16 protein-coding genes are annotated in these 19796 nt (G+C 46.2%); 4 read left to right on the forward strand and 12 right to left on the reverse strand.

The genetic code is table 11. The annotated features are described in order from the left end of the window. Positions 1-82: 82 nt before the first annotated feature. Complete coding sequence (locus C161_RS01085) at positions 83-1072, reverse strand: LacI family DNA-binding transcriptional regulator (protein ID WP_036667797.1); 990 nt, start codon at positions 1070-1072, stop codon at positions 83-85. A 530-nt stretch (positions 1073-1602) separates the two neighbouring features. On the opposite strand from C161_RS01085, the gene C161_RS01090 reads away from it, so the two are divergent. The 3 genes from C161_RS01090 (at position 1603) to C161_RS01100 (ending at position 6179) form a co-directional block, all read left to right on the forward strand. Then, entirely contained in the window at positions 1603-3249 is a 1647-nt protein-coding gene (locus C161_RS01090) for an AraC family transcriptional regulator (RefSeq protein WP_036667798.1), read from the forward strand. A gap of 110 nt (positions 3250-3359) precedes the next feature. Beyond that, positions 3360-4388, forward strand: a complete 1029-nt coding sequence (locus C161_RS01095; protein WP_036667799.1) for an ABC transporter substrate-binding protein — start codon at positions 3360-3362, stop codon at positions 4386-4388. Between the two features lie 78 nt (positions 4389-4466). After that, positions 4467-6179: an ABC transporter ATP-binding protein gene (locus C161_RS01100; protein WP_036667800.1), complete on the forward strand. Its 1713-nt coding sequence runs from the start codon at positions 4467-4469 to the stop codon at positions 6177-6179. Between the two features lie 60 nt (positions 6180-6239). On the opposite strand, the gene C161_RS01105 is transcribed toward C161_RS01100, so the two are convergent. From C161_RS01105 to C161_RS01135, 7 genes are all read right to left on the reverse strand, one after another. After that, positions 6240-7814 (reverse strand): hypothetical protein, encoded by a 1575-nt coding sequence (locus C161_RS01105; protein ID WP_036667801.1) that lies wholly within the window; start codon positions 7812-7814, stop codon positions 6240-6242. Positions 7815-8017: 203 nt separating this feature from the next. Further along, positions 8018-9304 carry an ABC transporter substrate-binding protein gene (locus C161_RS01110; RefSeq protein WP_036667802.1) on the reverse strand — a complete coding sequence of 429 codons (1287 nt, stop codon included), beginning with the start codon at positions 9302-9304 and terminating at the stop codon, positions 8018-8020. Next, a complete protein-coding gene (locus C161_RS01115) occupies positions 9283-11058 on the reverse strand; it encodes a sensor histidine kinase (protein ID WP_036667804.1) in 1776 nt (591 codons plus the stop codon). The genes C161_RS01110 and C161_RS01115 overlap by 22 nt, the downstream gene beginning before the upstream one ends. A gap of 92 nt (positions 11059-11150) precedes the next feature. Further along, positions 11151-12800, reverse strand: coding sequence for an extracellular solute-binding protein (locus tag C161_RS01120; RefSeq protein WP_036667807.1), 1650 nt, complete (start codon positions 12798-12800; stop codon positions 11151-11153). 27 nt (positions 12801-12827) lie between these two features. After that, on the reverse strand, positions 12828-13697 hold the full coding sequence (locus tag C161_RS01125) for a carbohydrate ABC transporter permease (RefSeq protein WP_036667808.1): 870 nt from the start codon (positions 13695-13697) through the stop codon (positions 12828-12830). A gap of 15 nt (positions 13698-13712) precedes the next feature. Further along, on the reverse strand, positions 13713-14573 hold the full coding sequence (locus tag C161_RS01130) for an ABC transporter permease (RefSeq protein ID WP_235193717.1): 861 nt from the start codon (positions 14571-14573) through the stop codon (positions 13713-13715). A gap of 330 nt (positions 14574-14903) precedes the next feature. Beyond that, the gene (locus C161_RS01135) at positions 14904-16451 is read right to left on the reverse strand and encodes a response regulator (RefSeq protein ID WP_036667809.1); all 1548 of its coding nucleotides are present in this window, start codon (positions 16449-16451) and stop codon (positions 14904-14906) included. A gap of 77 nt (positions 16452-16528) precedes the next feature. On the opposite strand from C161_RS01135, the gene C161_RS32250 reads away from it, so the two are divergent. After that, entirely contained in the window at positions 16529-16672 is a 144-nt protein-coding gene (locus C161_RS32250) for a hypothetical protein (protein WP_156946070.1), read from the forward strand. A 67-nt stretch (positions 16673-16739) separates the two neighbouring features. On the opposite strand, the gene C161_RS01140 is transcribed toward C161_RS32250, so the two are convergent. The 4 genes from C161_RS01140 to C161_RS01150 all read right to left on the reverse strand — a co-directional run bounded on the left by C161_RS01140 (position 16740) and on the right by C161_RS01150 (position 19619). Beyond that, positions 16740-17963 carry an MFS transporter gene (locus tag C161_RS01140; RefSeq protein WP_036667966.1) on the reverse strand — a complete coding sequence of 408 codons (1224 nt, stop codon included), beginning with the start codon at positions 17961-17963 and terminating at the stop codon, positions 16740-16742. 192 nt (positions 17964-18155) lie between these two features. Then, positions 18156-18305: a hypothetical protein gene (locus C161_RS32690; protein ID WP_179086528.1), complete on the reverse strand. Its 150-nt coding sequence runs from the start codon at positions 18303-18305 to the stop codon at positions 18156-18158. Between the two features lie 213 nt (positions 18306-18518). After that, a complete protein-coding gene (locus C161_RS01145; protein WP_036612733.1) occupies positions 18519-18731 on the reverse strand; it encodes a hypothetical protein in 213 nt (70 codons plus the stop codon). Positions 18732-18743: 12 nt separating this feature from the next. After that, on the reverse strand, positions 18744-19619 hold the full coding sequence (locus C161_RS01150; protein ID WP_036667811.1) for a hypothetical protein: 876 nt from the start codon (positions 19617-19619) through the stop codon (positions 18744-18746). Positions 19620-19796: the final 177 nt, after the last annotated feature.

Here is a 19796-nt window from a genome sequence, read left to right on the forward strand (position 1 = left end):
TTTTTACAGCCCGTCCGGACGATAACCCCATCATTAAACTTTCACTTCAGCATGCAGGCAGTTCTTTTTGTTCAGACTCGGTCTAAACCGAACGTACAGAGCTGCGCTCGATCATATTAATCGTTAACGTATATGAAGGGTCAACCGCTTCGCCATTGAGCATCTGGAATAACAGATGTCCGGCGAGCGACCCGGCTTCATGCTTCGGCTGGCGTATCGTTGTCAGCGGTGGATGCACATATTCGGACAACTGAATATCATCAAAACCGATCACGGAAATATCATTCGGCACCGATACACCACGCTCTTCCAATGCTTTCAGGCCACCAATCGCCATCTCATCGTTACCGTAAAATACCGCTGAGGGAAGATCGCCCTGCATGATCATCATTTTGGTTGCACTGTATCCGCCCTCACGTACAAAATTACCGTTCAGACGCCATTTGGACTTTTCTTCAAGTCCCGCTTCCCGCATCGCTCGCAGATACCCTTGGTAACGGAGCGCGTTGTCATACGAGTTGGATGGGCCACTGATATAAGCAATCTTCTGATGTCCTGCCTGAATCAGATGACGGGTAGCAAGGTAACCGCCCTGTTCTCCATCCACCAGCACGTTGACCAGATGGTCACTCGACAGCTGACGATCCATCACAATGATCGGAAAACGATGACCGGCAGATTCCACCAGAATATCATCATGGATGTTATGCGCCAGGATGATGGCTCCATCTACTCTTTTTTCACGCAAAAATCGCACTGCCGTTGAGTCCCGTCCACCCATGGAGCTACACGCAATCAGGTCATACCCGTTCGCGAGGGCTACATCCTGTACACTACGGATCAACTCCGAGTAATACGGGCCCGACAGATCGGTCAGGATCAAAGCGATCGTGTTTGTCCGGCTCCGTTTCAGGTCCATGGCAAAGCCGTTCTTGCGGTAATTCAGTTCTCGTGCTGCCTCAAGCACTTTAGCCTTGGTCTTCGCACTAACCTTGCTATCCCCGCTCAGCGCATAGGAAGCAGTCGAGAGTGCTACACCTGCCAGCTTTGCCACATCCTTAATCGTTGCCATTCCACGTTCGCTCCTTCTAAACTAAAACAAATTCAAGGTTACCCCACATTTTATACGGTACATGGTTAGAACAACCACTAAATCCTTCATTATCGTTTATTAATCTTTATACATATCATAGCGATGGATGTCAATCGAAACGTTTCGAGGTGTTCTCAAAAAAAATCCTCGTTCCCATCCTTATGGGGCCACGGTTGAATGCATCCCGTTCCAATCCATACCATTAGTGATGGTCATGACACTTCTTTCAATCTGGCGCTCTATAAACAGTTCGTGCCTAATACAATGAAACTGGCAGTAAACGCCAGATTGAAACGTTTCGACATTTTCATTATAGTCGGTGTTGATAGCGATTTCAACCACTTTATCTATTTTTCAAATAAAAAGTTGATTTGTTCAATCTGTCCATCCACGTCACTCCGTTTATAGTATATACTGCATAATAGTCGAGATCCGAGAATTACGCCAGTACACCAGGGGCATGAGACGAATACTGTCCCTGCTGACTTATGTAAGGAGACAGTTATCAAATGAATATTTCCAAGCCTATTTACCATAAAAAATCGCTGTCCCGCTCCGTTTCCTTGCAGAAGATTCAGTCCATCCCCGCTGCCCTGTTCAAGCTGCGCCATCTGGTGCAACTTCATGACCGTGAGGCGTTCTCCCGTACAGATGAGATGTGGAGCACACTTCATGTGCTATACGTCATTACTGCTGGCCAGGCCAGGCTGATCAGTGCAGAGGGTAAACTGACATTAAATGCAGGCTCTGCAGTCGTTCGACAAGCTGGAACCCTACTTCAGCACGAGAACAAACGCGGCTCCCTGTCGCCAGTACAGGGCATTGCTATTGCTTTTGATTCCACTGAAAATGAACAGCTGTTCTGGCCGTTCGGTATACCAGTTCCCATTGCGAGTCGTACTCTCACCGACAGGGCAGTAGAGCTGGTTCAAGCCAGTACGGCAGGCCGTGATTCCAGCCCCTTCAGGCCACATATGCTTTTCTATGAGTTACTGGATATTTTATGGGATCATGTGGCTCATTCTGCTCATGAAGATCACTCCTGGCTTGATGCCGTGCTTAGACATATCCATCAGATGTATACCCATCCGCTGACCCGCGAACAATTGGCTAGGGATGCAAATGTGAGTCCTGAGCATTTTTCACGGGAGTTCAAGAAACATACAGGTCTTACGTTTGTTGAATATGTGACCCGTCTCAGGATCCGGATGGCTCAGGAGCATCTGTTGTTCGCGAACCCTACGCTACAGGAGATTGCACAACTGACAGGCTACAGGGACACCTTTTATCTGAGCCGCAAATTCAAACAGATGGTTGGATCAGCACCAACACACTACCGGAAAATGCCCAAAAAGATTGTATCTTTGACTTACAATTATACGGCCTCACTTCTGGCACTGGGCCACACTCCCCACATGGGCGCCGTAGCAAGCTGGATGGAAGAAAAAATGTGTGCGCATGATCATGATGGTCATGAGCAATTTGAGCAGCATTCCGAATATGAGCTTGTTAAACATACGGATCTGATTGCACACGCTCAGCCCGATGTCATTATCGGGTATGCACCACATCCCGCTTCTGATGAACTACGTCTGATCGCACCAACCATTTTGATGCCCTTTGAGGAAATTGATTGGCAGGAGCAGCTTCTTCTTTTGGGCCGAATTACCGGGCTTGAGTCCAATGCACAGGCGTTGTTAGATCAATATCATCAACTTGAGCAAGAAGCCAATCATACGTTAGACCAACAGATGGAAGGAACACGAGGGTCCGCCGTTTGCATGTTTATGATTGGAGAAGACGGGGCTTATATCTACGGTCATGGCTGGGGCAGAGCCTCTCATGTGCTGTATCAATCGCTGGGCTTCACTCCACCCTCACGTATGGAGCAGGATGGACAGTTACTTACGGGGTACGTTCATGTTCCGTTGTCCGAGATTCACTTGTATGCCGCAGATCACATGTTTGTCGCCTTCCCTGAGGAACCTGCCAAACGAGAAATGCTGGATAACCTGCCGAATCAGGAATCCTGGGGCACCCTATCCGCCGTTCGTGAAGGACGTGTATACGAGATTGATGCCGACATGTTCTATGGATTTGATCCCTTGTCCGTTATGGAGCAGTTGCAGCATATCATGCGTCACCTCACATCATAATTGTCCATGCAGTAGTGATCATAGTTGTCCATGTACAAATATCACATCTTCCTCTATGTTATTAATGAGAATAATAATCATTATTGATTATACACAGGGGGAACAAAAATATGTTTGCTGCAAAAAAACGCTTTTCCGGCTTTCTTCTTATGCTCGCCATCATTATGATTCTGGCTGCATGTAGTAGCGGAACAGGCTCGACTGCCACTGAACAGACTTCGGCAGCGGGAACCGAAACAACAACAGCCTCTTCCGAGACGAACACAGACACGTCGTCCGGTTCAGACAATTCAAATGCTACACGGATCTACAAGTCATTAAGCGGAGATGTTGAAATTCCGGCTGAACCGAAACGAATCGTTACCGATATGTACGTAAGTGATCTGCTCGCACTGGGTGTGAAACCCGTTGGTGCTGTTCAATATTATTTGGAAAACCCGTTCTATGCAGATCAGGTAGCGGGCATAGAGAGTATTGGTGATCGGGCGGCGGTATCCATGGAGAAGGTTGTTGCCTTGAACCCGGATCTGATCATTACCTACTCTGATCAGGCCAGCGAAATTGAGAGTTATCAAAAAATCGCACCGACCGTGGTCATTCCGTATGGTACTTTCACCAATGTACACGACGAAATCCGGGGATTCGGAGAGCTGATGAACAAATCCGAAGCAGCCGAAGCTTGGCTGAAAACGTACGATGAACGGATTGAAGCCGCTCGCGCTAAGGTGAAAACAGTCATTAAACCGGAGGAAACCTTCTCCATCCTTGAAGTATCCGACAAAAGTTATTATGGATATGGAGACAATTTTGGTCGAGGAGGACAAGCGGTCTACAGTGCTTTGCAACTTGCCCCACTCGAAATCACCAAAAAAGAACTGATGGGTGATACCCAATGGAAAGAAATTTCGCGTGAAGTTGTTGGTGATTATGCAGGGGATCATATCTTCTTAACCGTTGGAGAGAACACTAAAAATTACCAAGGTGACTCCATCTGGCAATCCCTGCCGGCTGTGAAAAACAATCAGGTGTATGAGTTGCTGGAAGACCGTTACTGGTACTTCGACCCGATTGCGATTCAAGGTCAGGCTGAAGAATTTGCCGATATGATCGTAGAACGTGCCGAGCAAAACCGTAAATAACATAAGCATGAATACAGGTGTCCGGACAGGCTAATTATCCTGCTCGGACATTTATGTCATATTGAGGAGGACTTACATATGCTTCGCCGTTTTATGTCTTATTATCGTCCTTACAAAAGACTCTTTATCTTGGACTTCTCCTGTGCCATCGCTGCCGCTCTGCTGGAGCTGGCCTTTCCACTCGCCGTTAACCGGGTGGTCGATCAACTGCTTCCGGCTGGCAATTGGTCCATGATCTTAGCGGCGTGTGTTGGGTTGCTCGGCATCTACCTGCTCAGTTCCTTTTTCCATTATGCAGTGACCTATTGGGGCCACAAGCTTGGTATTAACATCGAATCCGATATGCGGCGTGAACTGTTCCAGCGTGTACAGAAACAGTCCTTCCGCTTCTTCGATAACAATAAGACCGGGCATCTGGTCTCCCGCATGACCAACGATCTGATGGATATTGGTGAGATCGCGCATCACGGACCCGAGGATCTATTCATTGCCCTCATGACACTCGCCGGAGCTTTCGGGATTATGCTGGGGATCAACTGGCAGCTCGCTGTGATGACGTTTATCATTGTGCCGCTGATGATCTACCTGTCGCTGTATTTCAGTCGCAAAATGTCCAAGGCGTTCAAGCGCATGTTTGCGGATATCGCCGATTATAACGCACGGGTTGAGAACAATGTGAGCGGCATCCGTGTGGTACAAGCTTTTGCCAATGAAAAACATGAAGTAGGACGTTTCGTTGAGAACAACGAACGTTTCCGGCTTACAAAACTAATCACCTACCGTATTATGGCCTGGAACTCTTCACTCAGTTTTATCCTGATGAAATTTGTATCGCTGTTTGTACTGGTATGTGGAACCTGGTTTGTCATTCAAGGCAGTATGACCTACGGGGAATTCATCGCTTTTGTGATGCTCTCCAATGTATTCCTCGGACCGATCGAGAAGATTAACTCCGTCATCGAGACGTATCCCAAAGGCATCGCCGGATTCAGACGTTACCTGGAGCTTCTTGAAGCTGTACCGGATGTAGAAGATACACCACAAGCGAAACCGATTCCGGATGTCAAAGGAGATATTGCTTTCCATAACGTTACCTTTTCTTATGGAGAACACAAACCTACGCTGTCTCAGGTTAATCTGGATATTCAGGCAGGCCAGACGGTTGCTCTGGTTGGACCTTCGGGCGGAGGTAAAACGACGTTATGCAGTCTGATCCCACGCTTCTACGATGTGGATGCAGGACATATCTCCATTGATGGCATTCCGGTGAAGGACATGACGCTGGAATCAATGCGCTCCCATATCGGGATTGTGCAGCAGGATATTTTCCTGTTTGATGGAACGATTCGAGAAAATATTGCATACGGCAAACTGAATGCTTCCGATGAGGAAATCTGGCAAGCCATTCGCCGGGCCCAATTGGAAGAGCTGGTACAATCCCAGCCAGATGGACTGGACACCATGATCGGTGAACGTGGCGTGAAATTGTCCGGCGGACAGAAGCAACGTTTGTCCATCGCCAGAATGATCCTGAAAAACCCGCCAATTCTCATTCTGGATGAAGCTACATCCGCTCTCGATACCGAGACGGAGGCTGCCATTCAACTGGCGTTGTCCGAGCTGGCTCAAGGCCGTACGACATTGGTGATTGCCCATCGACTGGCGACCATTAGACATGCCGATCGCATCGTGGTGGTGGAGAACGGCAGCGTAGCCGAACAAGGAAGTCATGAAGAACTGCTCGCGCGTAAAGGCTCGTACAGCCGACTGCATCAAGCCCAGTTTGGGTGAATACGTAAATACAACGACAAAACAACCTTCCCTCAAAACTAGAGGTGAAGGTTGTTTTATTCATTTCAGGTATCCTTTGGATTTCCAAAATCGTTTTGCAAATGATTCAGCAGCGTAAGGCAGCTCCCCATTCAGTAAATCCTCATTCGCTTGAATGAGCACTTTGCGTCCATGTTCCAGCAATTGAACGGCATGCAGTAACTGAGAGCCGCCGATGTAATGAAGTTCAAGCAACAATGGATCTTCTTCCTCGTCATCCTGAGCCGAGTATTCGATCAACACACTTTCCGTACCGTCCGCATGCTGATGCAGAGTATAGTAGTATTTCTCCACATGCGTCTCCCCTTGTTTATCCACATACTCTCTTCCAATACGTAGCATGGCTGGCTGAAGAACACCATCAGACATCTGACCTGCTTGTCGAAATGCATAATATAACTCTCCAATCCACAGCCCGTGCCGATCATCATCATAATAATCGTCATATGGCTCCACGACAGGCAGTGCTAATAAATCGTGGATCAGTTGATGCGAAATTAAGGAACGGGCATACTGATAATTCGATACAGACTGCAACAAGGTGCTCCATCCTTGCTCGCTTAACTGCTGAATATCAGCAGGTGAGTTCTCCGAAAATACGTTCCATTCCGACTTCTCATTGTTTAGATAACGATATGCTCCTGAGATCATCCAGACAGGTTCACCCGGTTGTACGATATGTTTATCAGGAGAGTTGGAACCTTGATCTGATGGCTCCATCTTAAGCAACAATGCACAATTGTGGTCATCCTGAAAATACAGACTACGGAAATATCCCTCCGTATGCTCATCTCCATAGACCGATACTCGGCAAAATTGCTCGTCCAACCAAAATTCATAGCTGTTCAGTAACTCATCCTCCTCTCTTACAGGTAACAAAGATGGATGAGTAAGACGCTCTATGTTCTCAGCGGTAATCCGATGATCTTCGAACCAATCCGGCGCATCTGGCTCTGATTCATCAGCATGAATGTACTTTCGGTTGATTACAGGTTGTCCTTGTTGCAGCCTCTTTAACATTTCTTCTCGCCAAGGAAACGGCTCTGTATCTTCATCAATCACACATTCAGGAACCAATAACGCCAACATGTCAAAGCCCCGCCATGGTCCGAGATCCTCCCATTCTTCAAGCTGACGCTTCACATTACGCTGTCCTTGAACCTGAATCGTATATTGATCGGTACTTACCAGCAATCCACCTTCTACATTCCCTCTCACTGTCAATTCTCCATGGTTATAATCCCCCCAGAACATATCCTCCACATAGAGATTACCTGTAATATATATTTCCTGCCCACCCACGATCATATAGGGCGTTATGAGATTCCCAAGTACAACCAGATTTGAACTGGCCGCGTCGGAACTTGTATTTCCAATATAACGATCCACTGTCAGATTTCCTTCAACTAAGATCAAAAAGGGTCCTTCATCCAACAACAGTTCACTGATATGAAGATCACCAGAATGTAACCATACTTCCTCGGCTTCAAATTCACCGTTGTGCGCTTCATTCTGAGTGTACATCCAGCTCTCCTGAGGCAACTTCGTTTTCATATCGGCAAAAGACACCTTGTGACCTATCTGATGTATGGACATGTCCTGACACTCCTCATCCATTAATATATGGATAGAATCTATCTAATCTACAGATAGGACAACTACCCATTTTCATTATACTAGAGGAAATATACACCATTCCATAACAAAAACCCTCACCCGAGTAGAATGAAGGTTGAGCTTGTGAACGACAACAGCCCCAAGTCCATTAAATGCATATATGATCTAGTCCATTCTTATAACTACCCATCCAAAATGGCATTCGCCCGTTCACGAAATTCCACCGCCGCCTGCTCAGGCGTAATTTTGCCAAACAGTAGAAGATCATACAACTCACGTAACACCGCGGTGACCTCTGGCGCACCTACGGGATCAGGCGGGTCCATCTGAGTGCTGTTATCCGCAACCCAATCAATATAGTCAAACACCTGCGCCAGCTCCGGTTCAACCACCAGCTTCATCCGCTCTTTGACACTGGATGAGACGGGCACACCCCGCTCCCCTTTGAGCAGCAGATTGGCATCCAAATCATTCACAAAAAAGCTGATGAACTTGGCCGCTTCCTCCTTATGTCTGGAATTACCCGCCATGGAGAAAAACATGCCTGGCTTCAAGAACAATCCATCCTGGCTGTTTGGCCCAGGCATTGGGGAGATGGTCAAGGGTTTGCCATAACGCTGAGCGGTGCTGATAAATTGGTTGGAATACCCCCAGCTAAACAAAGCCTCTCCCAGATAAAACGGGTCGTTATCAGGCTGGCCAATGTCTGATGTCCAGATATCCGGTGCAAAAATAAGTTTCTTTTCCGCGAGCTTCTGCATCCTGCCAAAGTATTCAATAAATAGCCCATCATCCTCATAACCCAACCTCTTGCCATCCTCCGCGTATAGCTTGGAACCATACTGTCTCAAGTAATACGCGAAAAACTGTTCCGGCGTAAAATAGGTTCCCAGATAGATGCCTTTCCCGAGTAATTGCTCGCCCATCCGGTCAAAATCCGCCCATGTCCACGTATCCGTTGGCAATTCAATATCATTGGCCTTTAACACTTCCGGATCATAGATGCTGAGCATGGCGTTAACCCCCAAACTGAGACCATAGGTTTTTCCATTCAGGCTACCACTCTCCAGCTGTTCCTTCTCAATATCTGTCGCGTCAATCAGTCCGCTCTGCATGTACGGCGTCATATCCTCCAACAGTTGCAGCGAGCTGTACTGGGACAGATAGGAGATGTCCATCTGGATAATGTCGGGCAACGCATTGCCTGCTGCATGTGGGGCAAGTTTTCTCCAGTATTCGTTGAAACTGCTATATTCGTATTCGATGTTCACATGTGGATTCAACTTCTCATACAGGTTGATAACGGCTATCGTTGCATTGTTACGGAACTCCCCACCCCACCAAGCGATGCGCAGCGTTATCGGCTCTTCCTCCACAATCATGCCTGGCCTTTGATCCAACTGGTTCACGCAGCCAGGAAGAGTCAGCATAAGGCAGAGCATGCCTATCATTCGCATCCATCTTCCCATAACTTCTCCTCCTTACCTGGTAATGGGAGTGGCAGCAGCACCGTTACTCTCGTTCCACGCCCCGGCTTGCTCTCCAGCAGAACATCATATTCTTCACCAAAAGCCAGACGTACCCGCTCCCTGATATTCAGTAGGCCAATACCTGTGCCTCTGGTTTTCACTTCACCGCGCAGCACCTGTTCCACATATTCGGGTTCCATGCCGGGACCGTGATCCTCCACGATAAGGGCCAGCTTGCCACCTGATATCTCGGCATACACTCGAATCAGACATGATCCAACCTGTGGTTCCAAACCGTATTGAATGGCATTCTCCAGTAGTGGCTGTAGGGTCAACTTGGGAATGGCACACCCCAGATAAGGAGCGGGCACATCCATACGGAAATCCAGCCGTTGCCGGAAACGGTAGGTCTGAATGGTGATGTAATGATTGACGATCTCCAGCTCTTCCGCAATGGTAATGATATTTTGTTTGAAACTGATGGAGGAACGCAGCAAATATCCGAGTGATAACACCATACTGGAGATTTGCTCCTGCCTGTTCTTTTTGGCGAGCCAATGGATCGAATCCAGCGCATTATACAGAAAGTGGGGATTGATCTGCGCCTGTAGCGCCTTGAACTCCGTTTCTTTAATGACCAACTGGCTTGCATAATTTTCTTTAATCAATGTATTAATATGTGTAATCATCAGTCGATACGTACGCTGTAGTAACCCCAGTTCATCCATGTACTGGTGCGTTGGAATGGACAGATTGGCGTCTATATTCTCCAGATCCCCATACTGAACCTCCTTCATCTGACTGATGAGCTGCCTGATCGGCCTTGTCAGACTTCGTGCGAACACCATACCAAGCGCGAGAACAACCAGAATGGCGATAAGATAAACGACGATCAGTATATTTTTCAACCATATAATGCGTTCAAAAATTTCATCATAAGAGGCCATATTATAATACACCCAGTCGGTGTATGCGGATTTCTTCTGGGAAAGAAATATCTCCCTCCCATTCAGATTTTTGATCTCATATCCCCCACTGCCTGGAAGTGGATTCAGTCCGGCGGACACCGCTTCTGGAAGCTGGCGATAAGGATACACCACATCACTACCTGCTTTTAAAATAATGTCACTGTCCTGGCTATCGATGCCCGCATACTCCTCGACGAGTCGCTCGATATTAATACGCAGAAACAGTATGCCTACTGGTTCCAGGGTCATCGGTTCATAGGCTCGCACTTGACGCACCATAACCAGCATCGGGTCATCGTCATCCGGGTATAACCAGCGCACTGCACCATTGGCCTGCTCCGCAGCCGCAATCATCCGATCATATTTTTCCTGAGATACGGTCAGTGTCTCGCCATATTTATTGACTCTTCCCCTGGAATCAATCAGATGAACGGACTGCACATATCGTGCAGCCCCACTAATATGCTCCCATAGCCGATCCGTGATCTTTTTTCGTTCAATAAAGCTTGAATATGCGCTATCGTCATCCAGCAACGACTTCAAGGCTCTTTGAATCTGCGTATCGGAGATCATGTTTAATGATAACGCTTCCAACTTCTGAAGTTCAACATCCACTGTAGACGAAGAAAGGTTCAGAAGTCGGGACGACTTATCAAACAGCTGTTTGTCATACACCGAGTACGTATAATACAAGGACCCAAACGCGAGGATGATGACAAACGCCATCATGAACATAATCATCAGAAACATTTTCATTTTGATGCTGAGTTTGCGGTAGGCTGTCATGACCAAAGCGCTCCTTTGAACCACGTGATACTACTAGGTATATCACATACAGGAAGGTTTCCCCAAAGTTTTAGCGCTCGATTTCTCACGTATTATTTGGACTGATATCGATCATACGCAGCCTGATGAACCTCAATCGCCCGGTCAATATCCATGCTCTTGATTGTTTCGGCCATCTTGTCAAATTCGGTGATCGGCTTCTGTCCGCTAATAATGGCAGTCATCGTCTCATTCAAATACGTATTCACCTGACTCATGATGGATGTACTTGTGGTCACCTCATCTGTTGACAAACGAATTGGAGGAAGCGTTAATGCTGAGCTTGCTTTCATCCATTCCGCATTTGCCGCACGCTGTCCATCGTCAAATAATAATGCATCCAGATAACGACTATCCTGATTGATTGGACCGTCCATAATGGATAAGGCATAGGAAGCCAGTGCCTGGTCATACGTTAGACCGTTCGGATTATCAATGATGGTATCTGTGAATTTGACACCTTCCCCGTCACGAACATAGCTGTCATTTTCGATACCAAAGTTGAACAGATCACTACCCTCTTCGCTATAGTTGTAGTCCATCCACTGAACAATATATTTTAATTTGTCTTCGTCTGCGGAAGCCGTAATAGCCTCACCATAAGACAACACTTTAGCGTCCAGATTAAATGTCGCATACGAAGTTCCATCCGGAGATACAGGCCATGGTACACCCGTCACGTTAAAGTTCGGATCCGTATCTCTCATCAGATTGAAGTATTTCCCCATGCCGCTGAACACACCACCCTGATATGCGCCTGCCAGATTGCTGGTGACCTTGTAATCGAAAGCTTTACCGTCATTGGTCATGATCTCGGGATCAATCAGCCCTTCTTTGTACCACTTGGCCATGGTCTCCAAGAAATCACGGTAGCCCGGCTGAATCGGTCCAAACTCCACCTTGTCTCCATTCATCTGGAAACCACCAATTACACCAAATGCCGCGGCAAAATCATGGAGCTTGGTCAGGTTACCCGGTCCCCAGTTTCCGGTGAATGGTAGCTCATCTGGCTTGCCGTTGCCGTTAGGGTCCTGTTCCTTAAATGCCTTAAGCACCGTATACCACTCATCAATGTTGGTAGGTACTTTGAGATTTAATTTATCAAGCCAGTCCTGGCGCATAATTAAACCTGAAGTGGCATTCAGCTTCAATGCATCCAGCTTCAGCAGCGGGAACATATAGATCGTTCCATCGTCGAGTGCAATCTGCTTTTTCACATCCGGATCGGATTCAATAATCCGCTTTAAGTTTGGTGCATAACTGTCGATCAATTCATTCAACCGGATGATCCGGCCGTCCTTGATCATTTTTTCCGGTCCGCCAACGGCATCCGCCCAGTTATAATAAATGACATCCGGCAGCTCCTTCGTGGAGATCAGCAGATTGAACTGGTCACGCTGTTGTCCAAGCGGAGGATGTGTGAACTTCACTTTTATGCCTGTCAGCTTCTCCTTTTCCTTATAAGCCGCCATATCGCCAAAATTGTTCAAGGAAGCTGTCAGTTTGGCATCATTGGCGCGCCAGTAATCAATGGTAAATGGCTCACTTGTAATCGGTAGCGGAATCTCGGTCAACGCCTGAACCGCAGGTTCTGTTCCTTCTGCTGGCTCTGCGGTACCTGGTTCATTATCACCCGTACAGCCCGCCAGTAAAGATATGGTAAGTAGCGATGACAACAGGATGGACCCCATTCTTTTTTTCACGTAATTCGCCTCCATAGATTACATTTTTTATTGTTTCACAGCACCGATTAGAGCGCCCTGAACAAAATAACGTTGGATGAACGGATATACCAGCATAATCGGCAGCGTGGAGATAATAATAGTCGCATATTTGATGTTCTCCCCAATGGCAAAGCCGGTATCAGCGCCAGCGCCCATGGCCTCTGTACTGCTGCTGATCAGAATATCACGCATAATAATTTGGATCGGATACAACTCCTGACTACGCAGGTAGAGCATCGGTCCGACATAATCATTCCAATGGTCAACCGCATAATACAGCATCATGACCGCCAGGATCGGTTTCGACAAAGGCAGTACAATTCGGAACAAAATCAGAAAGTCATTGGCACCATCAAGCTTCGCCGATTCGATCAGACTGATCGGAATGCCCTCAAAGTTTGTTTTCATAATGAGGAAATAAAACGTGCTGATGGCACCCGGAATAATAAGCGCAAAACGGGTATCCACCATGCCCAGATTCTGAATCAGCAGAAAAGTCGGAATCATACCCCCGCCGAAGAACATCGTGAACGTAATTAATTTCATCAGCGTTTTTCTGCCCATCAGATCACCGCGTGACAGCCCATATGCAGCCAGTGAAGTCATGAGCAGATTAATGGCGGTACCCACCACAACATAGAACAAGGTGTTCATATATCCCGTATAGATGCGAGTATCCTGAAATACCGACTTGTACGCTCCCAGCTGAAAACCTTCAGGAATGAGCATCAGTGAACGGGAACGCAGCATCTGGTCCGGGTCGCTGATTGAAGAATTGAACACGTACAGCATCGGGTACAAGCATAAAACCATGATCACCAAGAGCAGCAGTGTATTAAATACATCAAAAAGTCGTTCCCCTATAGACTGTTTCATCGCTTCACCTTCCGATTACCATAGACTGGTTGAGTTAAGCTTTCTGCTGATCGCGTTCGCGATAATGAGCAGCGCGAAATTAATGACGCCGTTAAATAGTCCGATGGCGGTTGAATACGTATAGTTCCCCTCCAAAATACCGGATCGATAAACAAAGGTGGATATGACATCCGATGTCTCATAGGTCGGTGCCGTTTGCATCAGCAATATTTTCTGAAAATCCGCGTTCATGACCGCCCCCATACGCAGAATTAACATGATCACAATCGTGGGCATAATGCCCGGCAGTGTAATATGTAACAGCTGTCTCCAGCGGCCTGCACCGTCAATTTTGGAAGCCTCATACAATTGAGGATCAATACCACTGAGCGCTGCCAAAAAGATAATCGAGGCCCAGCCTGCGCCCTGCCATATGTTGGACAGGATGTACATCGGACGGAACATATCTTTTTCCGCCAAAAACATAATCGGCTGCAGATCAAAAAAGTCACGAATGACGTTAAATAACCCACCGTCCAGAGATGAGAACGTTTTCAACATTCCAACCACGACGACAACCGAAATAAAATGCGGCATATAACTGATGGTCTGTACTGCACCTCTGAACCACTTCTTCCGGACTTCATTCAGCAACAGTGCTAGTAGAATCGGAGCCGGGAAACCAAATACAATACTGTAAAAACTCAAAATCAGTGTGTTCTTAATCAGTCGCCAGAAATAATAACTTTCAAAAAACATGGTGAAGTTGTCAAATCCAACCCATTCGCCGGCCAAGATTCCTTTGATCGGGTTGTAGGATTCCTGAAATGCCATCAGTAGCCCGTACATTGGCCCATAGCTGAAAATCAGATAGTAGGCTACCACAGGAACGAGCATCAGATAGACGTATCTGTTGCGGACAAGTTCCTTTTTCACCGAACTCCATTTGCCAGCTGGCTTCAAACGCCCAGGTTCGATCCCCCGGCTTCGATTCAGCTCCATCCACTCAACCTCCACTCGATGTTCATTACTTAACATGACACTTCTAATGATAGAATCGAGCGCCTTTTCTTCCCATGCTCATTTCCGATAAATGGATGTTCAAAACCGAGTTCCGTCCGACAAAAAAAGACCCTGCTGCCGATGAATGGCATACAGGGCCCGATCACAGATTAGATGCAGATCGGATATAAAGATTAGCTATGTGGAAGCGACAGCAACGCTGTCTTAAGGTACTTTTTTATACTCGGAAGGGGAGAAACCCGTGTATTTCTTGAACATTTTGCTGAAATACGGCCAGTTGGCACCAAACCCTGTCTGCTCGGCAAGCGAGGATACAGTGTAGTTCCCGTCCTGCTCCAGAAGCTCCAACGCTTTACGGATGCGGTAGCTTAACACATAGTTCGTAAATTTCTCACCAGTTTCTTTTTTGAACATTTTGCCGATGTAGTCTGGATTCATGTATATTTCCCCAGCGATGGACTGGAGTGTTAATGTCTCGTCCTTGTAGCGTTTCTCTACCAACTGTTTCACACTGCCTACCATCTGCGATTGTCTGGAGCGATGTTGATCATAGCGGCGCAAGGTGATTTCTTTGGCGACGGCAAGCAGAAACTGTTGAAAAGAATGCAGGGTGCTGGATTCAATCATGCCTGGCAACTGGTCCATATACCTTTTCATCTCGGCAGAACCACTAAGTCGAATCATCTCCATAAACATCTGAATAAGATAGGACTTCGTTTGGGATATATCGTATCGTAAGCTGGCAAGCAGCTGAAACATCCGGTTCAGCTCTGATCCAACTTCCTGCCAGTGTCCCGCCTTGATTGCAGTAACCATCCGCTCCGGATCGTATTCGAATTCAGGAAGAATGCGCTCTCCGGGAGAGTAAATATCCCGCTCCATAATAAGACTGCCCTCACCGAGGTAAAAGCGGTAATTGAGATACACCAGCGTCTGCATGTACAAATGGCGTGCCTGCGAAAGATCTCCTGGCTCGCTCAGCGCAATGGTGAGATCATCATGATAATATCGGGTAAATGTGGCACGAATCTCATCGATATTATGGAACAACTGCGTTTCAGACAACTTGTCCTCCATGATTAGTAGCACATGCCTTCCAACCGTGGCACTTAAGATTGGATTGTGAAAAATATCTTCGGCAATGTTCTTCACCGCGAACAAGTGCAGATACTCATGATCCCCCTCAATCTCTACCAGTAGCAACCGTACACGTTGATCCTGAAACTGTACATCGAATAATTCCTCGAAATACTTCCATTCCTTGACCCCATATGTTCTGTTCGTGACTAGCTCTTTCAGAAAATATTCCTTGGCATGTGGCAGTACACGCTCCAGATTATATTGGATCGACTGCACAAAACGCTCCTGATCGGTTAACTCTCGCTTCTCACTGACCAATTCACTGATAGCCTGTACAAGATGCTCCTCGCTGCAGGGCTTAAGCAAATAGTGCTTCACCCCATACTGCATGGCCGTTTTCGCATATTCGAACTCCGTAAAACCCGTGAGCATGATAAACGAGATATGCTGATACTTCTCTGCCACAGCTTCAACCAGCTGTAACCCATCCATTCCCGGCATGCGGATGTCCGAGATGATGATATCCGGGCGTTGCCGCTCGATTGAAGCAAGCGCTTCCAATCCATCTTGAGCAATGCCAATCAGTTCTGTTCCTAATCGGGACCAGTTCACCACACTGGAGATCCCGTCCGAGATCATAAATTCATCATCAACCAACAAAACCTTGTACATCGTGTGCATCCTCCTGCCTTTAACCAGTTCCATTCTATTATATGGGCATTATGCACAAATAGAGGGGAGGACATTGAATGACATGGAATTGCACCCTAACAAGTCTGATTGTTGAACATTCATGGCTCATCTCATCGGAAAAATCATTCGCTGGCAAGCTATTGGAGTTTGTCTCTGCAAAGACAAAACAACCCTCACCCCGCTACTGGGGTGAAGGTTAGCCTCGCTTCATTTTACAATATCATCAGGGTATGGGTACGGTACAGGAAAAGAAATTACGAAACTGCGTTACGTATCCATCCCATACTCCTTTACCTCACGATTACGGTTCAACACCGCATGCAACACAAAACCAAGTACCGCAATAGCTGCTGTGCCTGTTGCCAGCCACGCTACCGGAATAAGTCCCTGTTTGTCATACATGACCCCCATCGCATAGGGGCCGATAACCCGTCCAACCGCACCGATCCCACCCGATATCCCGATGTAAAAAGGTGCCGCCCTGCCGGCATGCTCCGAGATAAACGCAGGTGTTGCAGGGGAGATCAACATCTCTCCAAACGTGGCAAGTACCATTGCAAGCACCATGCCTGGATAGCTGTACATGGTAATCATCACAATGTAGGCCATGCCATAGAATACCGCACTCGCGGTCATCTGGGCAGTGGAGGTACGGGCCATGGTCCGTTTCACCCAGCTGGTAAAAGGTTGGCCCACAAAGATCAGCACCCCGTTCAGGGTCCAGAGCAGACCGTACATTCTTTTTTCCATACCCTCAGAGATGATATACGGGGAAACACCTGTGTTCCAGATGGAGTTGCCGAATAACAGGAAGAGTACGCCCAAGCTCATAAACAGATATAGTCGGGTATTCCCCAGCAATGCCCAGACGCCCGGCCCATCGGGGACGGTTTTCCGTTTGGTCAGATGTACTTCCCCCTGATCCGGTTCAACCCGCGACAGATAATACCAGAAGAAAATTGCAAATCCGGCTGAGGTCACCCCGTTCAGTACAAAGCTGAGGTGATAGGAAAAGTCAGCCAAAAAACCGCTCAACGCCGTACCAATCGCCACCCCGATATTGTTCGCTACATAGATAATATTGAATAATTCACCGCGTCGCTCCGCAAACCGGAAGCCAATAAAGGCTTGAATCGCTGGCAGCGACAATGAACTGAACAGCCCAATCCAGCCCATGGCACATATAAATACGACCCAATACGCACTAATCCACGGCAACGCAAACAAACCTAACGCATTAAGCGCCAGTGAACCAATGATCAGCTTCTTCACGCCCACCCGATGGTACAACGAACCACCCAGCAATTGTCCAAAGATGCCACCCAGGGACTGAATGAGGATCACAAAACCGGCGTTGGCCATCGTTCGTCCAAGCTCATCAAACACATACATGGTGGTCAGCGGCCACATCAAGGCACTGCCTGTTGCGTTAACCAGACTTGCTAATAAAAATATTCTCACTTCTTTTGGATAGTTATCCAGCCATCTCATCATCGTTAATTCATTCTCCTTAGTACCTCTGCACAAACAAATGGCCATAAAAAATAGACCTTTGCCCTGACGGCATAACCATAACCAGCCAGAGCGAAGGTTTTATGAAGTGTTGCATCTATTGCACTATAATCCTGCTCAAATTCTAGCCTTTGTTCATCTTACCTCAAAAAAATCATGCTGCAAGCACACTCATTGACGCTTCACTTCAACAGTGGTCGAGAAGAAGGTAGCACCGTTACCCATGTCCGACAACCGATTGGACGTCAGTGAATTCGCCCGTTGCTTCTTCCCGTCACCATCCCACCATAAGCCTTGGCTGATGACAGTTCCCGGCAACATGGCTTCACAAAAAAATCATTAAATGACCTTGTATTTAATATTCATGTCAGAAACGTAGATTTGAATTTTAGGCCTAACTCAAACAACGCGCACCGACTGAATATCGATACGCGCTGGAAGCAAAGGTTTTAACTTAAATTCTACTCAACAGGGTATAACTAGTTCATTAAGAAATTTTTTATTATTTTTAACATACATCCCACAGAAATCCCACTAAGGTGCATCATTTTTTTTTAACTTTTTAAACTTTTTGACTTCATGAATTAATCTAATTATAAAAGCAATTTCAAGAGGCATACAAATGATAATTGCCACCACTAAAGAGGCCTCTAACGCCATATAAAATAATATTAAGACACCAATAATATAAACAATGGACATAATGATATCTCTCTTCGCTGCCTCGTATTCGGTTAATTGCTTCATATCATCATTCCTTTATAGCTTCTGGAGTACTACATTATATACCCCGATATCAATTAATTCATCATAAGTTCTTTCATCCCCGCCATCATTCACCTGTGCTGTTTTGCCATTAAACGTAGCTTTTACTATATATCTCTCTGAGGCCAATCCTAGCATACCCTGAGAATAGACTTCCACTTGTGTTAAATATCTAGTTGCATCCATGGCACCAATCATTGAATCAACTGTAACTCCTAGAATCGTGATCCCCATTGCCTTCAAGAAGGTAGTGAACTTACCCTTAGTATAATAAATATCTATTATTGTAATTACCGTTGCTATAGCAGTCCCAGCGGATATATTCAGCTTATAATGCTTATCTTGCAGAACAGATTGCTTTTGATATATAGAACCGTATTGCTTCCAAGCCGTATTATACTTTTGCTTAACAAAGTTAAAACCTGGAGAAGCATTCAAAACAGCGCTTTGTGTTTCTACCGCTCCTGTGATTTGATTATCATATTCATTAGAAAGTGCATTACCATCTGACTCACTAATCATTTCACTTGCTTTTTGTGTAACGACCTCACCATCCGCCGTAGTAGTTACTATTTCGTCAGAACTTATATCGTAAATGGCTTCAGCTACGAGTTTATTGTCTATAAAATGCTTAACAGTACGTATTCCGTTTTCTTCTTTTATATTAAAATCTATTACCTCTCCTGTTTTAGTCTCTTCATAGCTCGCGTCAATATCAATTAACCCGTCCTGCTCAGAATAATTATAGTTCAATTCTTTAATTTGATCATCTTCTACCCCAACATTATCAGCGTAAGTGTTAGCAGAAAAGGTTGAAAGTACTAATGTTAACATCAGTGTCAGAGAAGTAATTAAAGCAATTCTTTTCATTATATACCTCCTTATTAAGTTAAATAGATAACAACAAATAATCCATTTACTGGTTCAAGTATGACATACAGAGGATATAATGGAACCCTTTTTTTGAATATTAATACAAATTAACTACATTATTTCGGGAGATTAGGTCTATTTACTTATATTTAACTTTAGGCAACTAATAAATTA

The sequence above is a fragment of the Paenibacillus sp. FSL R5-192 genome, from assembly GCF_000517845.1.
In the GTDB taxonomy this organism is placed as follows: Bacteria; Bacillota; Bacilli; order Paenibacillales; family Paenibacillaceae; genus Paenibacillus; species Paenibacillus amylolyticus.